This window comes from Pantoea sp. X-Soil-ISGK-275, from assembly GCF_059730795.1.
Window position 1 is genome coordinate 1208583 of the sequence record NZ_AP035976.1, and the last position, 18163, is coordinate 1226745.

General features: G+C 52.5%; 17 protein-coding genes, 1 tRNA gene and 2 pseudogenes. 7 read left to right on the forward strand and 13 right to left on the reverse strand.

Going from position 1 to position 18163, the window contains the following annotated elements; translation table 11 throughout:
* Positions 1-60: 60 nt before the first annotated feature.
* Positions 61-777, reverse strand: a complete 717-nt coding sequence (locus AC6I8A_RS05535) for a UDP-2,3-diacylglucosamine diphosphatase (RefSeq protein WP_497818147.1) — start codon at positions 775-777, stop codon at positions 61-63.
* Complete coding sequence (ppiB, locus tag AC6I8A_RS05540) at positions 777-1271, reverse strand: peptidylprolyl isomerase B (RefSeq protein WP_008103818.1); 495 nt, start codon at positions 1269-1271, stop codon at positions 777-779. Before ppiB ends, AC6I8A_RS05535 begins: the two co-directional genes overlap by 1 nt.
* 273 nt (positions 1272-1544) lie before the next feature.
* Between ppiB and cysS the strand changes: the two genes are divergently transcribed.
* Complete coding sequence (gene cysS, locus AC6I8A_RS05545) at positions 1545-2930, forward strand: cysteine--tRNA ligase (protein ID WP_497818148.1); 1386 nt, start codon at positions 1545-1547, stop codon at positions 2928-2930.
* A gap of 33 nt (positions 2931-2963) precedes the next feature.
* Positions 2964-4052, forward strand: a complete 1089-nt coding sequence (locus AC6I8A_RS05550; protein ID WP_479486760.1) for an AAA family ATPase — start codon at positions 2964-2966, stop codon at positions 4050-4052.
* Between the two features lie 29 nt (positions 4053-4081).
* Here the strand turns inward: AC6I8A_RS05550 and ybcJ are convergent, their stop codons facing one another.
* On the reverse strand, positions 4082-4294 hold the full coding sequence (gene ybcJ, locus AC6I8A_RS05555; protein ID WP_007890771.1) for a ribosome-associated protein YbcJ: 213 nt from the start codon (positions 4292-4294) through the stop codon (positions 4082-4084).
* Positions 4294-5160 (reverse strand): bifunctional methylenetetrahydrofolate dehydrogenase/methenyltetrahydrofolate cyclohydrolase FolD, encoded by an 867-nt coding sequence (folD, locus tag AC6I8A_RS05560; RefSeq protein ID WP_036648219.1) that lies wholly within the window; start codon positions 5158-5160, stop codon positions 4294-4296. Before folD ends, ybcJ begins: the two co-directional genes overlap by 1 nt.
* A 175-nt stretch (positions 5161-5335) precedes the next feature.
* Here folD and AC6I8A_RS05565 point away from each other — a divergent pair, with 175 nt between their 5' ends.
* Positions 5336-5839, forward strand: coding sequence for a DUF1198 family protein (locus tag AC6I8A_RS05565; protein ID WP_479486762.1), 504 nt, complete (start codon positions 5336-5338; stop codon positions 5837-5839).
* 95 nt (positions 5840-5934) lie between these two features.
* Positions 5935-6011: transfer RNA gene (locus tag AC6I8A_RS05570), tRNA-Arg, on the forward strand.
* An 18-nt stretch (positions 6012-6029) separates the two neighbouring features.
* Here AC6I8A_RS05570 and AC6I8A_RS05575 read toward each other — a convergent pair.
* Positions 6030-6494 (reverse strand): annotated as a pseudogene (locus tag AC6I8A_RS05575) (site-specific integrase); the annotation flags it as partial.
* Positions 6495-6624: 130 nt separating this feature from the next.
* Here AC6I8A_RS05575 and AC6I8A_RS05580 point away from each other — a divergent pair.
* The 3 genes from AC6I8A_RS05580 (at position 6625) to AC6I8A_RS05590 (ending at position 9497) form a co-directional block, all read left to right on the forward strand.
* Positions 6625-7740 carry a DNA cytosine methyltransferase gene (locus AC6I8A_RS05580; protein ID WP_497818149.1) on the forward strand — a complete coding sequence of 372 codons (1116 nt, stop codon included), beginning with the start codon at positions 6625-6627 and terminating at the stop codon, positions 7738-7740.
* Between the two features lie 14 nt (positions 7741-7754).
* A complete protein-coding gene (locus AC6I8A_RS05585) occupies positions 7755-8633 on the forward strand; it encodes an NgoMIV family type II restriction endonuclease (RefSeq protein ID WP_497818150.1) in 879 nt (292 codons plus the stop codon).
* A 303-nt stretch (positions 8634-8936) separates the two neighbouring features.
* Positions 8937-9497 carry a hypothetical protein gene (locus AC6I8A_RS05590; RefSeq protein ID WP_497818151.1) on the forward strand — a complete coding sequence of 187 codons (561 nt, stop codon included), beginning with the start codon at positions 8937-8939 and terminating at the stop codon, positions 9495-9497.
* Positions 9498-9716: 219 nt separating this feature from the next.
* On the opposite strand, the gene tssG is transcribed toward AC6I8A_RS05590, so the two are convergent.
* The 8 genes and pseudogenes from tssG to AC6I8A_RS05630 all read right to left on the reverse strand — a co-directional run bounded on the left by tssG (position 9717) and on the right by AC6I8A_RS05630 (position 18155).
* Complete coding sequence (tssG, locus tag AC6I8A_RS05595) at positions 9717-10742, reverse strand: type VI secretion system baseplate subunit TssG (RefSeq protein ID WP_497818152.1); 1026 nt, start codon at positions 10740-10742, stop codon at positions 9717-9719.
* Complete coding sequence (gene tssF, locus AC6I8A_RS05600) at positions 10739-12523, reverse strand: type VI secretion system baseplate subunit TssF (RefSeq protein ID WP_497818153.1); 1785 nt, start codon at positions 12521-12523, stop codon at positions 10739-10741. Before tssF ends, tssG begins: the two co-directional genes overlap by 4 nt.
* A 7-nt stretch (positions 12524-12530) precedes the next feature.
* Positions 12531-12932, reverse strand: a complete 402-nt coding sequence (locus AC6I8A_RS05605; protein ID WP_497818154.1) for a hypothetical protein — start codon at positions 12930-12932, stop codon at positions 12531-12533.
* A pseudogene (locus AC6I8A_RS05610) lies at positions 12917-14236 on the reverse strand (phosphatase PAP2/dual specificity phosphatase family protein). The gene AC6I8A_RS05605 and the pseudogene AC6I8A_RS05610 overlap by 16 nt, the downstream one beginning before the upstream one ends.
* 1 nt (position 14237) lies before the next feature.
* Entirely contained in the window at positions 14238-15992 is a 1755-nt protein-coding gene (locus AC6I8A_RS05615; RefSeq protein WP_497818155.1) for a bifunctional alpha/beta hydrolase/class I SAM-dependent methyltransferase, read from the reverse strand.
* A complete protein-coding gene (locus AC6I8A_RS05620) occupies positions 15989-16621 on the reverse strand; it encodes a lysophospholipid acyltransferase family protein (protein ID WP_008103789.1) in 633 nt (210 codons plus the stop codon). The genes AC6I8A_RS05615 and AC6I8A_RS05620 overlap by 4 nt, the downstream gene beginning before the upstream one ends.
* Positions 16622-16630: 9 nt before the next feature.
* Positions 16631-17560 carry a phosphatidate cytidylyltransferase gene (locus AC6I8A_RS05625; RefSeq protein WP_293796565.1) on the reverse strand — a complete coding sequence of 310 codons (930 nt, stop codon included), beginning with the start codon at positions 17558-17560 and terminating at the stop codon, positions 16631-16633.
* Positions 17553-18155, reverse strand: coding sequence for a CDP-alcohol phosphatidyltransferase family protein (locus tag AC6I8A_RS05630; protein WP_256695862.1), 603 nt, complete (start codon positions 18153-18155; stop codon positions 17553-17555). The genes AC6I8A_RS05625 and AC6I8A_RS05630 overlap by 8 nt, the downstream gene beginning before the upstream one ends.
* Positions 18156-18163: the final 8 nt, after the last annotated feature.

The window sequence follows — 18163 nt, forward strand, 5'->3', positions numbered from 1 at the left end:
ATGAGATGGCAGCAAGGAAAACGGTTGCGTAGGCGGAAAACGGGCATTGATGCCCGGATTTCAGAAGGGGAATTCGATCAGGTTGACGCCGCTGGCATCAAGCTGAATCATCGATCCGTTCTCATGCCAGGCACCGAGCACCGCGCGCTCGGCATTTTCGCCGTGCAGCGTGAAGGTGTGAATGGCGGGACGATGGGTGTGGCCGTGAATCAGAATCGGCACCTGCTGGCGCGTTATCGCGGCTTCCACCGCGGACTGATTAACGTCCATGATGCTGACCGACTTGTGCTGATTTGCCTGCTTGCTGCCATTACGCATGCGCGAGGCAATGCGCATGCGCAGACGCAGCGGCAACGCGAGGAACAGGCGCTGCAACCAGCGCTGATGCACTTTGGCGCGAAAACGCTGATAACCTTCATCATCGGTGCACAAGGTATCGCCATGCATGATCAACACACGATGTCCGTAAAGATCGAGCACCTTTTCTTCGGGCAGCAGCGTCATTCCAGAGGCGCGCGCAAAACGCTGGCCGAGCAGGAAATCGCGATTACCGTGGATAAAGAATTTAGGCACCGGCAGCGCCTTGAGCGCCGCAGCGATTTGCTGATGCAGCGGATTAGGATCGTCGTCGCCGATCCAGGCTTCAAACAGATCGCCGAGGATGTAAAGCGCATCACACGCGCGCGCTTCTCCCTGCAAAAAATGCAGAAAACCGGCAGTAATTGCCGGTTCTTCATGACACAGATGCAGATCTGCGATAAACAGCGTGCGCGACATTACTCGCTAACAGTCACTTTCTGGATGACAACGTCTTCAACCGGAACGTCCTGATGCATGCCGCTGCGGCCGGTTTTCACCGCTTTGATTTTCTCAACCACGTCCATGCCTTCAACCACTTCAGCGAACACGCAGTAACCCCAGCCTTGCAGGCTTTCGTCACGGAAGTTCAGGAAGTCGTTGTCTGCCACGTTGATGAAGAACTGGGCAGTGGCAGAGTGTGGCGCCTGAGTACGCGCCATCGCCAGGGTGCCTTTGGTGTTTTTCAGGCCGTTGTTCGCTTCGTTGCGGATGTCTGCTTTGGTATCTTTCTGCTTCATGCCAGGCTCAAAACCGCCGCCCTGAATCATGAAACCGTTGATTACGCGATGGAAGATAGTGTTATCGTAAAAACCTTCCGCGCAGTATTCCAGGAAGTTCTTCACGGTAGCCGGCGCTTTGTCATCGAAAGTTTTAATTACGATATCGCCATGGTTCGTCTGGAAAGTGACCATTATTTTCTTCCTGTCAAGGTTGTCGTCAGTATCAGTTGCCGCGCCTGCAAGGCGGCGAGGCATTTTTGTAGACGCTTCTTATATCACAATTTCCAATAACGCGTCAGTAACCGGACGGCAGTTGGCAACCGAGCGATGCACAAGTCAGAAAAATACGGCACAATAACCGGCTGGTTAGGTTACGTAGGGTCGCCATTTATGGTGACCGTATTAAACCAAATGCACATTTATCACGTTCGAATCCCGCACACGTAAATAAAACGGAACCGTTCAATGCTAAAGATTTATAACACCCTGAGTCGACAGAAAGAGGAATTCAAACCCATCCATGCCGGTCAAATCGGTATGTACGTGTGTGGTATCACGGTTTACGACCTCTGTCATATCGGCCATGGGCGTACTTTTGTGGCATTCGACGTGGTGGCGCGTTATCTGCGTTACGTGGGCTATCAGCTGAAGTATGTGCGTAACATCACCGATATCGATGACAAAATCATCAAACGTGCCAATCAAAACGGTGAAAGCATTGAAACGCTGACCAACCGCATGATCGCTGAGATGCACAACGATTTCGCCGCACTCGGCATTCTGCCGCCGGATCTGGAGCCGCGCGCGACGCGTCATATCGATGAGATCATCGAGCTGGTCGGCAGGCTGATTGAGCGTAAGCACGCGTACGTGGCGGATAACGGCGACGTGATGTTCGACGTGCTGAGCGACAAAGATTATGGCGCGCTGTCGCGTCAGGATCTGGAGCAGCTGCAGGCCGGTGCGCGCGTCGAAGTGGCGGATGTGAAGCGCAATCCGATGGACTTCGTGCTGTGGAAGATGTCTAAAGCGGACGAACCGGCGTGGAACTCGCCGTGGGGCAACGGCCGTCCAGGCTGGCACATCGAATGTTCGGCGATGAACTGCAAACAGCTCGGCACCCATTTCGACATCCACGGCGGCGGTTCGGACCTGATGTTCCCGCACCACGAAAACGAAGTGGCGCAATCCACCTGTGCGCACGATGGCCCGTATGTGAATTACTGGATGCACTCCGGCATGGTGATGGTTGATCGCGAGAAGATGTCGAAATCGCTGGATAACTTCTTCACCGTGCGCGATGTGTTGCAGCACTACGATGCTGAAACCGTGCGTTACTTCCTGATGTCGGGCCACTATCGCAGCCAGCTCAACTACGGCGAAGATAACCTCAACCAGGCGCGTGCGGCGCTTGAGCGCTTGTACACCGCGCTGCGTCATACCGATGCCAGCGCCACGGCGGCGGGTGGCGAAGCGTTTGAAGCGCGTTTCCGCACTGCGATGGATGACGACTTCAACACGCCGGAAGCCTATTCGGTGCTGTTCGATATGGCGCGTGAAGTGAATCGTTTGAAAACCGAAGACAAAGCCTCCGCTGATGCGCTGGCGGCGAAACTGCGCCAGATCGCTAACGTGCTGGGCATTCTGCAGCAGGATCCCGAGCTGTTCCTGCAAAGCGGAGCGCAGGTGAATGACGATGAAGTGGCGGAAATCGAGCATTGGGTGAAAGCCCGTTCCGACGCGCGTGCGGCCAAAGATTGGGCGCAGGCGGATGTGGCGCGCGATAAGCTCAATGAGTTGGGCGTGATCGTTGAGGATGGGCCGCAAGGTTCCAGCTGGCGACGCAAATAACCGGAGAGGGCGAGAAATCGCCCTTTTTTATTGATGGCGATAGAACAGATTCATATTCACGGCTTCCGCTCGGTGCGCGACCTGACGCTGCCGCTGCAGCAGCTCAACGTGGTCAGCGGCCCCAACGGCTGCGGAAAATCTAACCTGTATAAAGCGGTGCGACTACTGCACGAAGCGGCGAGCGGACGTTTAGCGCTGGCGCTGGCGGAAGAGGGCGGCATCCAGAAAGCGATGTGGGCGGGCGGATTACGGCGCGGCGATCGTCGCCACGATCCCAAGCGTTTGATCATGGCTGTGGTGATGGACGATATGGATTATCAGCTCGATATCGGTTTTCCTGAGCCGTCTCCGACGCTCTTTAGCCTTGATCCGCTGGTGAAAGAGGAGCGCATCTGGATGAGTGGTCAGCGACGTCGCCCTTCCTCGTGCATTTTGCAGCGGCAAAATCAAACCGCGTTTCTGCATAACGTCGAGGGTGAACGCGTGACCTACCCGGCGGTTTTGCACCCGGAAGAGTCGCTGTTTGGGCAACTGGGCGAACCGCATCTTTATCCCGAGCTTTCTCAGGTGCGCGAAAGGTTGCAGAAATGGCGCTTCTACCACGAGTTTGCCGTGTGGCCAGGTTCGCCAATTCGTGCGCCGCAGATAGGCGTGCGTGCGCCGATTCTGGCGCATGATGGCAGTAATTTAGCTGCCGCGTGGGCGACTATTAATGAAGTCGGGCATCGCGAATTGCTGCATCAAGTGATGGCCGAAGCGTTCCCTGACACCGAATTTCACGTTGATGTGCAGAATGGACGTTTTCAGATGCTGATGTCTCGGCGTGGGATTTTGCGTCCGCTGGAGAGCGCTGAGTTCTCGGATGGCACGCTGCGCTTTTTGTGTTTGGTGGTGGCGCTGCTCAGCCCGCGTCCGCCAGCGTTTATGGCGCTGAATGAACCGGAGAACAGTTTACATGAAGATTTGTTGCCCGCGCTGGCGCGACTGATTGCCGAAGCCAGCCAGTTCAGCCAACTGTGGATCACCAGCCATTCACCGAAACTGGCCAAACTGATTGCGCAACATACGGCGGTGAATCACATCGAGCTGGAGCAAATCGAAGGGGAAACTCGCGTCTTGTAGGGTCGCCATTCATGGCGACCACCACCTAACTACGCTACAACCGTAATCTTAAAACCTGCAAACTCAACCTTCTGGCCTTCAACAATCTTGCAGCGCTTACGCGTTTCAACTGCGCCATCGACGCGCACTTCGCCTTCCGCAATCACCGCTTTCGCCTGCGCACCGCTTTGCACCCAACCTTCGAGTTTCAGCAAGTCGCACAAATCTACGTGGGCATGTTTACCGAGAGAAAAACTGGCCATTATGCCTCCTCAATGTCGTGAAATTCTTCACACGCCGTCAGCGTGTTTTGGATCAATGTCGCGACCGTCATTGGACCGACGCCGCCTGGAACGGGCGTGATGTACGAGGCGCGCTCAGCAGCCGCTTCGAACTCGACATCGCCGACCACTTTGCCGCTGTCGAGACGATTGATACCCACATCAATCACCACCGCGCCCGGCTTGATCCAGTCGCCTGGAATAAAGCCCGGCTTGCCAACCGCCACTACCAGCAGATCGGCGTGCTCAACGTGATGACGCAGATCTTTGGTGAAACGGTGCGTCACGGTGGTGGTACAACCGGCGAGCAGCAGCTCCATGCTCATCGGACGGCCAACGATATTCGATGCGCCAACTACCACGGCGTTCAGGCCGTAAGTATCGATATTGTAGCGCTCCAGCAAGGTGACGATGCCGCGCGGCGTACACGGACGCAGCTTTGGCGCGCGCTGGCACAGACGACCGACGTTGTACGGATGGAAGCCATCCACGTCTTTGTCCGGCACGATGCGCTCCAGCACTTTGACGTTATCGATGCCGGCTGGCAGCGGCAGCTGCACCAAAATGCCGTCGATATCGTTGTCGTTGTTGAGCGTATCAATCAGCTCCAGCAGCTCGGCTTCGCTGGTGGTGGCGGGCAGATCGTATGAGCGAGAGATGAAGCCCACTTCATCACAAGCACGACGTTTGCTGGCGACATAGATCTGCGAAGCCGGGTTTTCACCCACCAGCACAACTGCCAAACCGGGCGCACGTTTACCGGCCGCCAGACGCTGCTGTACTTTTTCGGCAACCTCAAGGCGCACCTGCTGCGCAATCGTTTTACCGTCAATAATTTTTGCTGCCATCAGAGAGGAAATCCATCTGTAGAGGGTTAGATCGGGGATGGAGCCTATTCTGTCAGAAGCGCGTGCGGCTGTCAGGTAGAGATTCGCCATCAACGCCGCTTTCCCGATTTTTCGCCGTGGCGCCCGCCCGCGTTAGCGCTTATGATGCCCGGCAGTGAATGAGATGGATGACGTGATGATTTGGTTAATTCTCGCCACGCTGGCGGTGGTGTTCGTGGTAGGTTTTCAGCTGCTGACGGCCAGCTCGCGCCATGCGGTGCAGGCGCTCAATAAACGGTTGCAACTGCCGCCGGTGCATATCGAATCGATGTTGTCGCTGATGGGCAAAGAGGCGGCAAAAGAGTTTACCGATTACATCGCGAGCGCTAACGACACGCATCTGCACAATGGCGCGGCGGTGCTGCTGATTTGGCAGGTGCTGATTGTGGATGGCAGCGACGAAAATATTCAGCGCTGGCATGGCATTTTGAGTCGGACGGGATTTTCTGCGTTGATATCGAGGCAACAACTGTTGCTGGCGTTGGGGTTCTTGCGCCAGCTGGAGCCGGACAGCCAGGAGCTGCATGCGCTGCGCGATCAGTACAATGCGCACTTCACGCAGCAAGGGATTGAGCTGGAAGGCGAAACCGAGCAGGGCGGGAATCTGGTGTCGATGAGCGAATGGCGCAAGCGGCATTAAGGGGTTTTGGTTAATCTGCCAGCACTCCGCTTCTGTTCAAGGGCAAAAACGTTGACGCGCGAGCCGCTGGACGTATAATCCGACCCCATCACTATGCGCCCTTAGCTCAGTTGGATAGAGCACCGGCCTTCTAAGCCGTAGGTCACAGGTTCGAATCCTGTAGGGCGTACCAATACAAATCAATGAGTTATCACTCTCCTACTGCTTTCAAGTTTTCCCCATGGGACAGATTTCGGACACGGCTGCCAAAAATCGCGTCAATTTGCCTCGCATGTTCCGTTTAATGGTTCGGTGCCAGGTGAGCATAACGCTGCACCATTTCTATACTCTCCCAGCCGCCCATTTCCTGTAATGCCGACAATGTAACTCCGGCCTGAATAAGCCAGCTCGCCCATATATGGCAAAGGTCATGAAAGCGGAAATCATCAATGCCCGCTCGCTTTAAAGCAGCTCTCAAGGCTGTATTGGAATCCACTCACGTTTTGCGCACGGTTGCTGTTGTGAATCCGTCACTTCTCTTCGCTTATTTGGTGTGAACAAATACCTAGTAGTAATGCCACTCGATCTGTTTGCATAGAACGACTTCGGCTGTGTCATTCAGGGCAACGTCAATTGCTCTGCCTGACTTGCTGTCTACCGGGTAAATCCATGCCACTACAAAACGTCCTAGCATTTGATGAGCGTCATCCTAAACTTAAAGAGAAGTAGGTATGGGTTTTTGTACAGCATAAACATATGATAAATTATGGCTAATTATAGTCATCATAACTAAGCGATGCGGTATTATGAGCAATAAATTCAAGGTGATAGATCTTTTCTGTGGTGCTGGTGGGCTCTCCACTGGGTTTTGTCATGGCGAGATGTCAGCTCATTTTGAAAGCATTTTGGCCATTGATAACGATGCTGCTGCGATTAAGACCTATAACGCAAACTTCGATTCACATGGTATCCAAGCCAATATCGATGAATGGATTGCTTCCAATGAGATTCCGTCTGCCGATATCGTAATCGGAGGGCCACCATGCCAGGGATTTAGCCTCCTTAACAAGAACAGGCAAGGCGATCACCGTAGAGCGCTTTGGGAGCCCTACATGGACATCATTCAGCGTTCTGGCGCGTCCATGTTCGTAATGGAAAATGTCCCAGGCCTGCTTAAAAGCGATGAGTTTGTCGATATTGCTGTTAGAGCTGAATCTATGGGCTTTGTGCTTCTTGACCCAAAGGTACTTAACACTGCTGACTATGGTGTGCCTCAGACTAGGAAAAGAACTATAGCTATCGGTATCAAACGAGAGCTTTTTGAGATGGACAACGTACCCGCATTTCCTCCGGCCCCTTCTCATCGATCACCCGAGAAGTCTGGCGAGCTGCCTGTCTGGATTTCAACTCAAGAGGCGATTGGAGATTTACCTGATCCTATTGGTACTGAGATCCGAGATGAATTGCCACCCATGAATCTTCATTTTGGTCGCAGTCCAACTGAGATTTCCAAACAACGCTACCAGGCGGTGCCCCTAGGTGGGAATCGTTTCGACTTACAGAAGAATCGACCTGACTTAACCCCTGCATGTTGGATCAAAAAAACATCAGGCGGAACAGATTTGTTTGGTCGTCTTTGGTGGGAAAGACCCTCAGTAACTATACGTACAGAGTTCTTCAAGCCAGAGAAGGGGCGTTATCTTCATCCTGAACAGCATCGCCCTATTACTCACCGAGAAGCCGCTAGACTGATGTCATTCCCCGATGATTTCATTTTTCATGGTTCTAAAACGGAAGTCGCACGTCAGATTGGCAATGCGGTTCCACCATTATTCGCCGAAAAAATCGCTGCTTACGCACTTGATGTAATGCGGGCAAAGAAAGATGATGCGGTGACGGTTAAGAAAAAAGACGCTGCATAGAAGGTTAGAGGTTTATGGACGAACATAACGAAATTGGTACTGTTGCTTTCGCCGAAGCTCGCAAAGAATTTCACGCACAGCTTCTTTTGAATACATTGACTATCAACGCTGCAGGTGTGGTAAGTAATGCTGATAGCAGTAATAACAACAGTAAAGCAATAGCACGCGAAATTGCCCGTTTGCTGCAGGCTGAAACTATAGGCGAGAGGATTGCCGGGCAAACCTCAGGTAATCAGTTCGAAAACATCTGCGCTCAGTTCGTTGAAAAAACATTTCTGAAACTTGGCCACCTACGGCCAGGTAGATGGAATGTTCAACAAGTATCTGGTCGGAATCGCCTTGAAATAGCCAAGTATGAACAATATTCTCACCTCATAGCCCTCGATAGCGCAGCTAAGAATGATGCACAACTTGCCGCTGCGTTAGGAAGTGACTATACCATTTCACCCGATATTATTGTCGCTCGTCAGCCTGAGCATGACAGCGTCATTAACAAGCCAGAAATGATCGTGAATGATTCTGTTACTCTGATGTCAGGACTACGCGAATCAAATGGCGGTAAACCGTTACTACACGCGAGTATTTCCTGCAAATGGACGATAAGAAGCGATCGGGCTCAGAACGCACGATCTGAAGCTCTTAATCTTATGCGAAACCGTAAGGGGACACTTCCACACATCATGGTCGTAACTGCTGAACCAACCCCAAGCAGACTTGCCTCAATAGCCCTTGGTACAGGCGATATTGATTGTGTCTATCACTTTGCTCTTTATGAACTTCAGGCTGCAGTAAAGCTTCTCGGTTTGCATGATGCCGCTGATATGCTTGCTGTAATGGTTAATGGTAAGCGATTAAAAGATATCTCGGATTTGCCTTTGGATCTTGCAATCTAAAACTTAATTAGTTTCAGAAGCTCCTCAGAGCTTAATGATTACATTATCCACCTGATAATGCTGGAGGCAATTATGAGTATTCCTACACCTTGGGGATTAATTGGAAAAGTAATTAAATGGGGGTGGGAGAAACTAACCCGATTTTAGTTATATAACACCTACAAAAAATCTCACGAAGACAAACAGAAACTACAGCGTCTGGGAGCATACTGGGAGAGTTTAGATGATCATCTTGAATATTCACTGAGACTTTCAAATCCCGCTGACCATGAAACAATAAAGTCTAAGGTGGCTTTTCGTTCCTTGAAAACTCCAATTAAGGAAGCTGTTCTATTTTTTGAGGCCAGAGGAAGTGGGATTCGGTATCAACAGAAAATTGAGCTGAAAAATATTGATGAAAACGTTCTTGTTGTTACTCTCGAACAGATTCCCCAAGATGACTTAATAGAATCGAGTGAGCGTGGTATTTTCTTCACTATTGATGAAATCCAATTCATCGATTGCCAGTTAACTATGACAGATGGCCATAAAATACCGCATTTCAATTCATTAACATCCCATTTGACTTACAATTGGCTATTCAATGATAAGTGGCAGCGACGCTGGGGGATGTTATGGAACTGTAACTCGATAGAATATGCAAAGCTTGAGATGTCAGGCTATTTACGTATAAGATTAGGTGATTACCAGCAATTCTTTTTTACATCAGATCATAATGAGGGAGTTTCTCTTGTGGGGAGAATGCGTAAAATTCTTTGTAAAATAATAGTTCATCCGAGTATGTTGATCATATTGTTCTGGTTAGCGATTCACTTTGGTGGTTACAGTCTTGGCGATGGGAAGTTAGTTCGTAGAAGAAAGTAGTTTTAGGCACAATAGGCATTATTTTTTTCCGAATTTTAAAATCATCAATTAAGCCTATAGTGTTAGTAAAGGAATGTAGATATAGCATCCAATAAGAATAGGTGTTTTTTACCACAATGTTATTTAAAACGATTTTTACACAAAACTCTAATGGCTCATTTTTCCTTCCTAATTATGATGGTTTTTTTAGTTGCAAATTTATATATAAATAGTCAATGTTCAAAAAGCTACTTGGGCATTTTCCCCTCGCAGCTTTCCCACTTTGATGCGCACCGTTTCCGGCATCGCACTCAGATTATCCTCCTTCAGCCCTAACATCATGTTGTATCCATTAAATAACCCGGCATCGCCCAGCCGCGGCATTGGCAGCAATCGGGTAGGAATCGTCAGCCAAAACCGCAAATCATAGTCACAGCCCAGATACGTACGCAGCAGCGTCATAACGTCATTCCTAAGCTGTCCGTCAGGCATCCAGCCCTTTGCCTCATCAGGATCGTCTGTTGAAAGTTCAACCCGTGAGCAGTAATCAGCCACGCGGGTTTCATCGCCCAGTATCGGATTCTGATCGAGCGACATGCCACTGTGCATTGCAAGCCGGGCGCGTTTTGCCACCGGCATCGTCACCGGATGGTGTGCGAAAACCTCAACTTTGGTTTTCGGTGCCTGGCTGTTGATCACCGCTGCGATGCCTTCAGCTGTGTGCGTGGTATGCAGCAGCGGTTTAAGTATCGCCAGCAGGCGCGACGAAGGTTGGTCGCCGCTGTAGGTAATGCCGGTCAGCGCCATCAGGCTTTGCGACACCGTATCGGTACCGCCCGGCTCAAAGGTGGCCGGATAGCTGTACTTGCGCCAGATGCGGTAAAACTGCGTCATCAGCCGGTGATTGAAGATATCCAGAAACGCTGCCATCGCATCAGCGCCGTCACGTCCTTGGTTGATATCATCAATGATGCTGGTGGGCAGCGGCGAATCCACACCGTACAAGCCGAAGAAGTTGGTTCGGACCGTTGGCGGCGCATCCGGGTTATCGGCGTCAATTTCCGTGCGTTTTAGCTCCCCGGCGGGAAAGCCCAGATGCGGATTGGGACGAAATCGCACCGGATCACTCTCTGGCGTGCGGCCCGTGCCAAGACGGCTGCCGGTCGTTTGCTCAAGCAACTGGCAGAAGCGGTAAAAGTTGTACCGCGCGGTCTGGTCATTGCCGTTATCGTCCAGCCAGAACGGTTTGTTGTTTTCGTCGCTCACATTAACACCCTGTTAATGCGGCGCTCCGGCCAGGCCCATTCGGTGCCCGAAGCAGTCAGCAGCACCGTCAGTTGGGTAAAGCGCACAACACTGGCGTACTGCGTCAGGAACTGCTCCAGCAGCTCGCAGAACAGGCGGGCATCGCCGGTGCCGCTGAACCGGGTTTCATCGAGCGCCACGCGAATACGCACCCCGTGCCAGTGATACGAGGAGTTATAGTCCTGACGCCAGCTGACGTGACGAATACCGCTGATGCGACGGCGGTTGTTATCGTCATTACTCCAGTCAAACAGCGCCAGCACGGCTCGAAGGTTTTTAGCATCGCTAATCATCTGGCTCAGCGCGCGCGGATGCAGCAGCGACATCACATGCCACTGATACAACTGCGTGGTTGGCGGGTAGCAAGGCATAGAAGGGGGATGACGCGTTGTGCACTGCAACGTTAGGTTGCCGGTGACCGCGCTTCCATCAAATACGGCTTTCTCCAGCGCCATACGCGGATAGTTACCATTGGTGCAGGTGATGTTCATAAACAGCGTGGCATCATCCTCGCCCCGATCGGTCTCGCTTGCATCGCCACCCAACATCAGCAAGGTTTCATAAAGACCGCTGACACCACGCCAGATGCGCGTATGGAAATATCGCTCCGGCCACGACTCTTTGCGTTGCAACATGCCCCCTTTTTGCCGGAAGTGCCGATACGGCACATAACGCCGCTTATCCAGTGTTTCGCTGGCGGCAACTTCATCAACACTGTAAATCTCAGTGTGCTGATCGCGCAGTCGATGCGGACGTAGACGATAATCGAGCACCGCAGGCTTCACCTTCAGCGGCTCGGCGTTCAGCGTAAACAGGTTAATCACCGGCACGCAGTGAATACGCAGCGCGTCCGCCGGCAGGGAAATATCATGCGGAAGTGGCTGACTAAGATGAATATCGAGGATAACCTCGCGGCAGCGTTCGTTGAAGAGAAGTGTGTTGAGCCCCGAAAGAGTAAAGAAGGCATAGCGAGCCGGGAAACTGAAATATTCCAGCAGCGGGCGGACTTCGCCGCAGAGTGCAGGACTGTCGCTTTCCGGCCAGACCGATTGCCAGTGCTGTTGCCAGCGGGCGCGGATGTCGCCACTAAAGAGTTTTGGATCACAGTTATCGCTCTGCGGCTGACGAACAGTAATTCTTTCAATTTGGTTGGTTAGAGCCTGATACATCATTGACTGCACCGGGCGATCTCCGTGGATGTAGAGCGGGATATCGCTGAGATCGATTTGGCTAGGATCCGCCTGAGGGCTGAGTGAAAACCGCATTGAGATCATCTGATGTCCATCAGGATGGAAGAGCGTCGTTATCTCGCCCAGCGTCAGCGGATGCAATTTCAACGCATCGGTCGTGCGATACGGGCAGCACAGGCCAGTACTATCCATCGATCGGGTCAGCAGCGTTGTGCCTGCCGGCAGCAGCGCATCACGTACCTGAGCGACCCTATCGGGCGTAAGTTCCACCACAGACATCGATGGCAGCGTGCGGTTCACCACGGGCAGCAGATGCCCGAGCAGCGGCTCCGTCAGCTCAGGAATATCGTCATCAATCTTGCGACGCATCTGCGCCATCATCAGCGAGAAGCCCTGAAACAGTTGCTCGACCGAGTCATCCATCTTCAGAGATTTGCCGTCTACGCCCAGTCGCCGTCCCGCCTCCGGATACTGCTCCGCAAACTCCTGCGCAGCAGCTTTCAGATAACGCATTTCGCTATCGAAATATTTTAGAAAATCATGATCGTTCATTGTTCACCTACTCAGCCAGCGTGAGTGCCAGATAACTCACTGAGCAGAGTGAAACCATCCACAGCACCAACAGTGAGATCATTGCCCGGTAAAACATGACTCTTGTTCCGTGCAGGCGATCTACCAGAGAACGCGGGCGGGTAAATTTTTTCGGCCACAGCTGCGCCATCCCTCGGTCAAACTCAGCAAGGTCGTCTTCGTTGTTGAGCAATGCGAAAAGCCGTTCATCAAGCCATAAACGCCAGCAGTAATAGTGTGTGATGAAGAACAACAACAGTAACGGCAGGCTCAGCGCGGAGTAGATAAGGCTGAGTATCAGCGCCAACGGTGGCAGTGTCAGCGCGGCAAAGTAGCGCCAGCTTGCCAGATGAATTTGCACAATTCGGTTGGTCATCATGATGTCTGACATAGCTGTTCCTTGCTGAAGGCTTCCAGGATTTCAATGTGTGCAGGGGTGAGAACAATTTGCGGGCGTCGGGAATGGATGAGTTCAACGGCCTCAGCGACAGACGTTGCGTGCCGTTCCGCCAGCAGCCATGCCGCAATCACCGTGGCACTGCGCGATAAACCCAGCGCGCAGCAAACCAACACCTTGTCATTTTCCCGGTGCAGTTGCTGAAGCTGTCTTACCGCAGTGTGCAAATACGCAATGTCGGGCACCAGCAGATCCATTAGCGGATAGGCCTGCCATCGCTGTGCGTTCCGGTTGCCTTTGTGAAATTCTGCGGTCAGATCAAAAACGGCAAAATCTTGCTGCGTCTTATCCGGAAACCTGCCCAGCGCTACGCCAGCGGCAATCTCATTACTTTGCGCGCTATGCCGGGAAAACCAGCAGCGGGAAACCCTCACGCCTGTCAGATAGGGTAAAAGCAGCAGGCGTGCGGAGAGAGATAAGTTACCGCAACTGCTTTTCTGAAACACCGTCACGCCCAACCCGGCATAGCCCGCAGCCACCGCCAGCAGCGCTATGGCAGGCCACAACAGCAAATGACCACAGGGAATCGCTATCCCCGCCAGTAAAAACAGCATTCCACCCAGGCCGTATTTGCTTGCGAGACGTCGCGCGTGCAAAGTGGGCCGCTGCCAGCGCCATTCTCCTCTAATCGGAATCAGGTAGCTGATGATGACCGCGACCCCAATCCCGCTAATGACATCGATAACATGGTGCTGCCAGGTGGTCAGTACCGAGACAGCAATCAGCAGGAACCAACCGCCCGCAACGATTCTCGCATTGCGATTCAGATGCTGGCGAAAGCGCAGCCAGAGCAGCCAGGTCAGAATAATGTGCAACGAAGGGGCTTAGTTATAGGGTAAATCAAACTGTTCAAGCTGGCGGAACAACCAGCCGAAGGCACCCTGGGTTTCCGGGCGCGTGAAGGTAAACTTCAGCGGGAAAAGTAAAAACGCTGCACACGCCACCAGCGATGCTACAAGCAGGCGATAGCCGTGACGCATCAGCTCTTGTCTTGATGTGCAGATGAACAGTGAAATACCGTAAAGCAGGTCGATGCTCCAGTAAGGCACGATGGTCCAGGGAACAAATGGAATCGAACGTTCCCAGGCAAACACCAGGCTTGCCACATCATCGCGGGTCGCGGTGAAGGTATTCACCTGCCCGTAGCTGAGAAAAAACAGGGGCCCCAGCAACATCAGCCAGCAAAGCCCCTGTTTCCAGGGGCGAAAAGGGCGTTCTGTCAGCAACGATTCAGTCATGCTATTTTCTTACCGCCAGCGACACGGTAAAGATGCCAAACTCATCGATCAACTGGTGGCACTTCTCAAATCCAGCTTCTTCGACCAGCGTATCCATCTCTTTCTGGCTGCGAACGCGCATCAACCAGGGAATACCGTTCTGGTGGCTGGTTAAGGTCCATGCGATGGTTTTCAACTGCGGATGCCACGGTTGCCCGGTATAAACCAGCACGCCGCCCGGCGGAATGGCTGCTGCCAACCCGGCCAACGATGTTTTGATCAACTGATTGCTCGGGAACAGTTCATACAGGCCGGAGACAATGCCCAGCGTGGGCGCAGGCGCGAGTGTGGCGAGCGAGTCATAATCGAAGGCGTTGCCTTTTTTAAACTGCGCGAGGTGGCCTAATTGACGCGCTTCAATCATCGCCTGGCCTTTCTCCACATTCAGATCGCTGTAATCACGCAGCAAAATGCTTTCAATTCCCGGCTGTTTCTCCAGCGCATCAAGAACGTAGCGGCCATGTCCGGCGGCTATGTCGACCACGCGAACCGGCAAATTGTGCTCTTGCAGTTTTGCGACGGCCTGCGCAATCACCTGCTGGATATTTTCTTTGCGCAGGCGAATGCCGCGCCAGCCAATGCTGTTGAGGTACTGCCTGTCGATGATGCGGCCAACAATGCCGGTGCCTTCAGGCGTGTTGCGGTAGACATAATCCAGCGTGCTGCCAGAGTCAAAACCGGTTTCATATCCCAGGCGCATGCCTTTAGACAGCCTGCCAATGGTTTTCATGCCAAAACTCAATGAAGCGTAGGATATGCCTTGTAGTGAGCAGCGCTTAGGGGGTGCCTGCAACTCACGGTACGCATCAGCGCCCGGACTCCACTGATCTTCATGGCTGTAATCGAAGGTGTAAGGTGCAGCGTGGTAAAGCTGTTCGATAAACGGCTTCATTTTATCGAAGGCAAGTTGGCGATCCTTTTCTCCCAGCGTGTCGTGATAAAAACCTGGCAGAATATGCTGTTCTTTAATGGCGCTACGCAGCCCCTGATAGAATTTTTTCTGCGGTTTGGTGTGCACCACAAAATCATCGCCGGATATCAGCAGCTGTGTTGGCACGGTGATGGCGGCAGAGTCAGAAACAATGCGCTCCGCCGTTTTATACAGATCCAGCAGAATATTCACCGCAATCTGACGGGTGATGAGTTTATCCTGCTCAAAGCTGCGAATGCGCTCTGGGTCGTGGCTGAGAAATTTCCCTTTGACGTAAGAGTTCACGTAAAACAGACCGCGAATACGTTGCAGCAAACCTAAACCCGCGCGTGCGAAAGGCACATACAGCTTTACCTTAAATGCTGGAGAGGCCAGCACCATACCGCGGATTTTAGGCGCGTAATCATGCACCCAGGTAGCAACCAGTACCGCGCCGACGCTTTGCGCAATCACAACAACATCTTCAATGCTCACCTTGGCTTGTTCAGCCACAAAGCGAACGAATTCATCGACGTCCTGCACTGAGCGAGCCAGGCTTGGGCTGTAACCTCGCTCTCCCGGCGAATGTCCGTGTCCACGCGCATCCCAGGCGTAAAAATGGGCATCCGGCATCAGCAACTCATCGACAACATGCTGCAAACGTCCTGAGTGCTCATGCCCGCGATGAAATAGCACAATCACTTTTTTGCTCTGCGCATCGTGCGCGGGCCAGTGGCGAAAATAGAGTGATTCACCGTCGCTGGTTGAAAAAGATCCTTCCTGAAATAAACGTGCTTCCTGGCTCATGATGATTTCCTTATGGCTTGCTGTTGTAATTCGACAAAACGATTTAATAACGCGCTTTTAAATTCGGCCTTGTTGTCCTGATAACGCAGCGGATCATCGATATAAATATCGATAAAGAACGGCACCGGTATTTTCTGACCTTTACCCATTGAGCGATCCAGCCCGTGCATATAGACCGGAATGATGGGCACATCCGGGCACTGCTGGCTGAGGTGCCACAGGCCAGATTTAATTTCTGAAAGTTTCCCCGGCTCGCCGCGTGTGCCTTCCGGGAAAATAATCACAATTTTCTTTTCTGCCAGTGCATCGACGCAGGCCTGCAACGGATTAGCCTGATGCGCCCCGCGATAGACCGGGATGATGCCAATCACTTTGAGCGCAAACCAACCCACCACTTTGTTTTTCAGGAAGTAATCAGCCGCAGCCACCGGCTGTACATTTACCAGCGTCGAGAGGGGGAACAATGTGAACAGCGTCAGCACATCCAGATGGCTGTTGTGGTTTGCCACAATGATCGCCGGGCCTGTTTTCGGTAGCTTCTTGCGGTTGGCCACGGCGACACCCAGCCAGATCCACACCACCGGATAGGCGATGCAAAGTGTAAAGATCCAGCGCAGCATTCGGTTCATGTGCGCCTCCTACACGTAGAAGTAGTAATAGAAGTGGAAGAACAGCGGCGCGGTGTAGATGAGTGAATCGAGTCGATCCAAAATGCCACCGTGTCCGGGCAGCAATTTGCCGGAATCCTTCACACCAAAATCGCGCTTGATCGCCGACATCACAACATCGCCGCAAAAGCCGCTTGCACCAATAATCAATCCAGCACCCAGCGAGTGGAGATAACTCATCGGAGTAAGCAGTGGGCCAAGAATCACAGCCAGCAACATGGTGGTGAGGATGCCACCCAGCAGACCGGCCAGCGTCTTATTCGGGCTGACTTTGGGCGTCACTCGAATCCTGCCCAGCGATTTTCCCCACAGATACTGGGCAATATCATTCAGCTCAGTCAGTGCAACGAGGAAGAACACCAATAGCGCACCGGCACTGGCGTCGGCACCGGGTAAAGTCATCAGGTAGGCAACGTGACTCAGAGCGAACACGGTGGTCATCATGCCCCAGTGCATCACCGACGCAGAGTGCAGAAAACCTTTGGTATCACCGGCAATCACCATGCGAGCCGGCAGGAAAAGGAAGACGTAAACCGGGATAAAAATGATGAACATGCCGTACCAGGCCATGCCGGTCCAGAGATATTGCACCGGGATTGCGGCATACATCCACAGCAGCGGCATGCTGTCAGAACGCCGCGTGGGTGCTAGCGTCAGATACTCTTTTAACGACAGGAAGCTGATGAAGCCGAAAAAGGTCAGCGCCAGCCACTTCGGCGACAGCATTGCTAACGAGAACAGGCAGATAATGACCCACCAGCTATTAACGCGCTGCTGCAATTCCACCCAGTTGCGTTGTGGGCGGCACTTTCTCAGCACAAAAATAATCAGCGTTGCCAGAACGAGAACGCCGAAGATACCGCCCAGGCAGTAATAAAGCACGTGTCTGGAATCAGCCATTTTTCGCCTCCATCGCATTGCGGCAGCGATTCAGGCTGGTCCAACACAGCAACAGGGCGGCAAGGACAAACACTGCGTCAGCGTAGCCGACAGACTGCGGCCACAGCGCAATCACCAGGCCAAGAGCACCAAAGATAAATGCGCGGTCACTTTTGCCCAACGGACCACGGTAGCTACGGATGCCGTTCAGCGTCTGGCACATCACACCGCAAAATTCGCTCAGCCAGGAAAGTAGCACGACCAGCACAACCAACCAGTGAGAGATGCCTGTAACAAAGGCAAAAGCGAGGTAGAGTGCGGCATCGGAGATAATGTCACCCACCTCGTTGAGGATCGCCCCAAGGGTGGTTTGCTGATTGAATTCCCTGGCTAACATGCCATCAATGGCGTTTAACGCCATGCGGAAAAACAGGAAAACGGGCAGGGTGATAAAAAAGCGTGGGTCGGGGAAACACATCAACAATGCGCCCAATACCACAGAGGTGAGCATGGCAAACAACGTTACCTGGTTCGCAGTGATACCCTGCGCATGTAACCTGACGACCAGCGGTCTTAATAAATTCTGAAACTTCGGTTTTATTTCGTATAGCGTCACTTTGTGGC

Coding starts and splice junctions, on each gene's coding strand:
- tssF (WP_497818153.1), bottom strand. CDS start 12,523: ATGAACGATCATGATTTTCTAAAATATTTCGATAGCGAAATGCGTTAT.
- ppiB (WP_008103818.1), bottom strand. CDS start 1,271: ATGGTCACTTTCCAGACGAACCATGGCGATATCGTAATTAAAACTTTC.
- AC6I8A_RS05550 (WP_479486760.1), top strand. CDS start 2,964: ATGGCGATAGAACAGATTCATATTCACGGCTTCCGCTCGGTGCGCGAC.
- AC6I8A_RS05535 (WP_497818147.1), bottom strand. CDS start 777: ATGTCGCGCACGCTGTTTATCGCAGATCTGCATCTGTGTCATGAAGAA.
- folD (WP_036648219.1), bottom strand. CDS start 5,160: ATGGCAGCAAAAATTATTGACGGTAAAACGATTGCGCAGCAGGTGCGC.
- AC6I8A_RS05585 (WP_497818150.1), top strand. CDS start 7,755: ATGGACGAACATAACGAAATTGGTACTGTTGCTTTCGCCGAAGCTCGC.
- AC6I8A_RS05625 (WP_293796565.1), bottom strand. CDS start 17,560: ATGGCTGATTCCAGACACGTGCTTTATTACTGCCTGGGCGGTATCTTC.
- cysS (WP_497818148.1), top strand. CDS start 1,545: ATGCTAAAGATTTATAACACCCTGAGTCGACAGAAAGAGGAATTCAAA.
- AC6I8A_RS05565 (WP_479486762.1), top strand. CDS start 5,336: ATGATTTGGTTAATTCTCGCCACGCTGGCGGTGGTGTTCGTGGTAGGT.
- ybcJ (WP_007890771.1), bottom strand. CDS start 4,294: ATGGCCAGTTTTTCTCTCGGTAAACATGCCCACGTAGATTTGTGCGAC.
- AC6I8A_RS05620 (WP_008103789.1), bottom strand. CDS start 16,621: ATGAACCGAATGCTGCGCTGGATCTTTACACTTTGCATCGCCTATCCG.
- AC6I8A_RS05580 (WP_497818149.1), top strand. CDS start 6,625: ATGAGCAATAAATTCAAGGTGATAGATCTTTTCTGTGGTGCTGGTGGG.
- AC6I8A_RS05615 (WP_497818155.1), bottom strand. CDS start 15,992: ATGAGCCAGGAAGCACGTTTATTTCAGGAAGGATCTTTTTCAACCAGC.
- AC6I8A_RS05605 (WP_497818154.1), bottom strand. CDS start 12,932: ATGTCAGACATCATGATGACCAACCGAATTGTGCAAATTCATCTGGCA.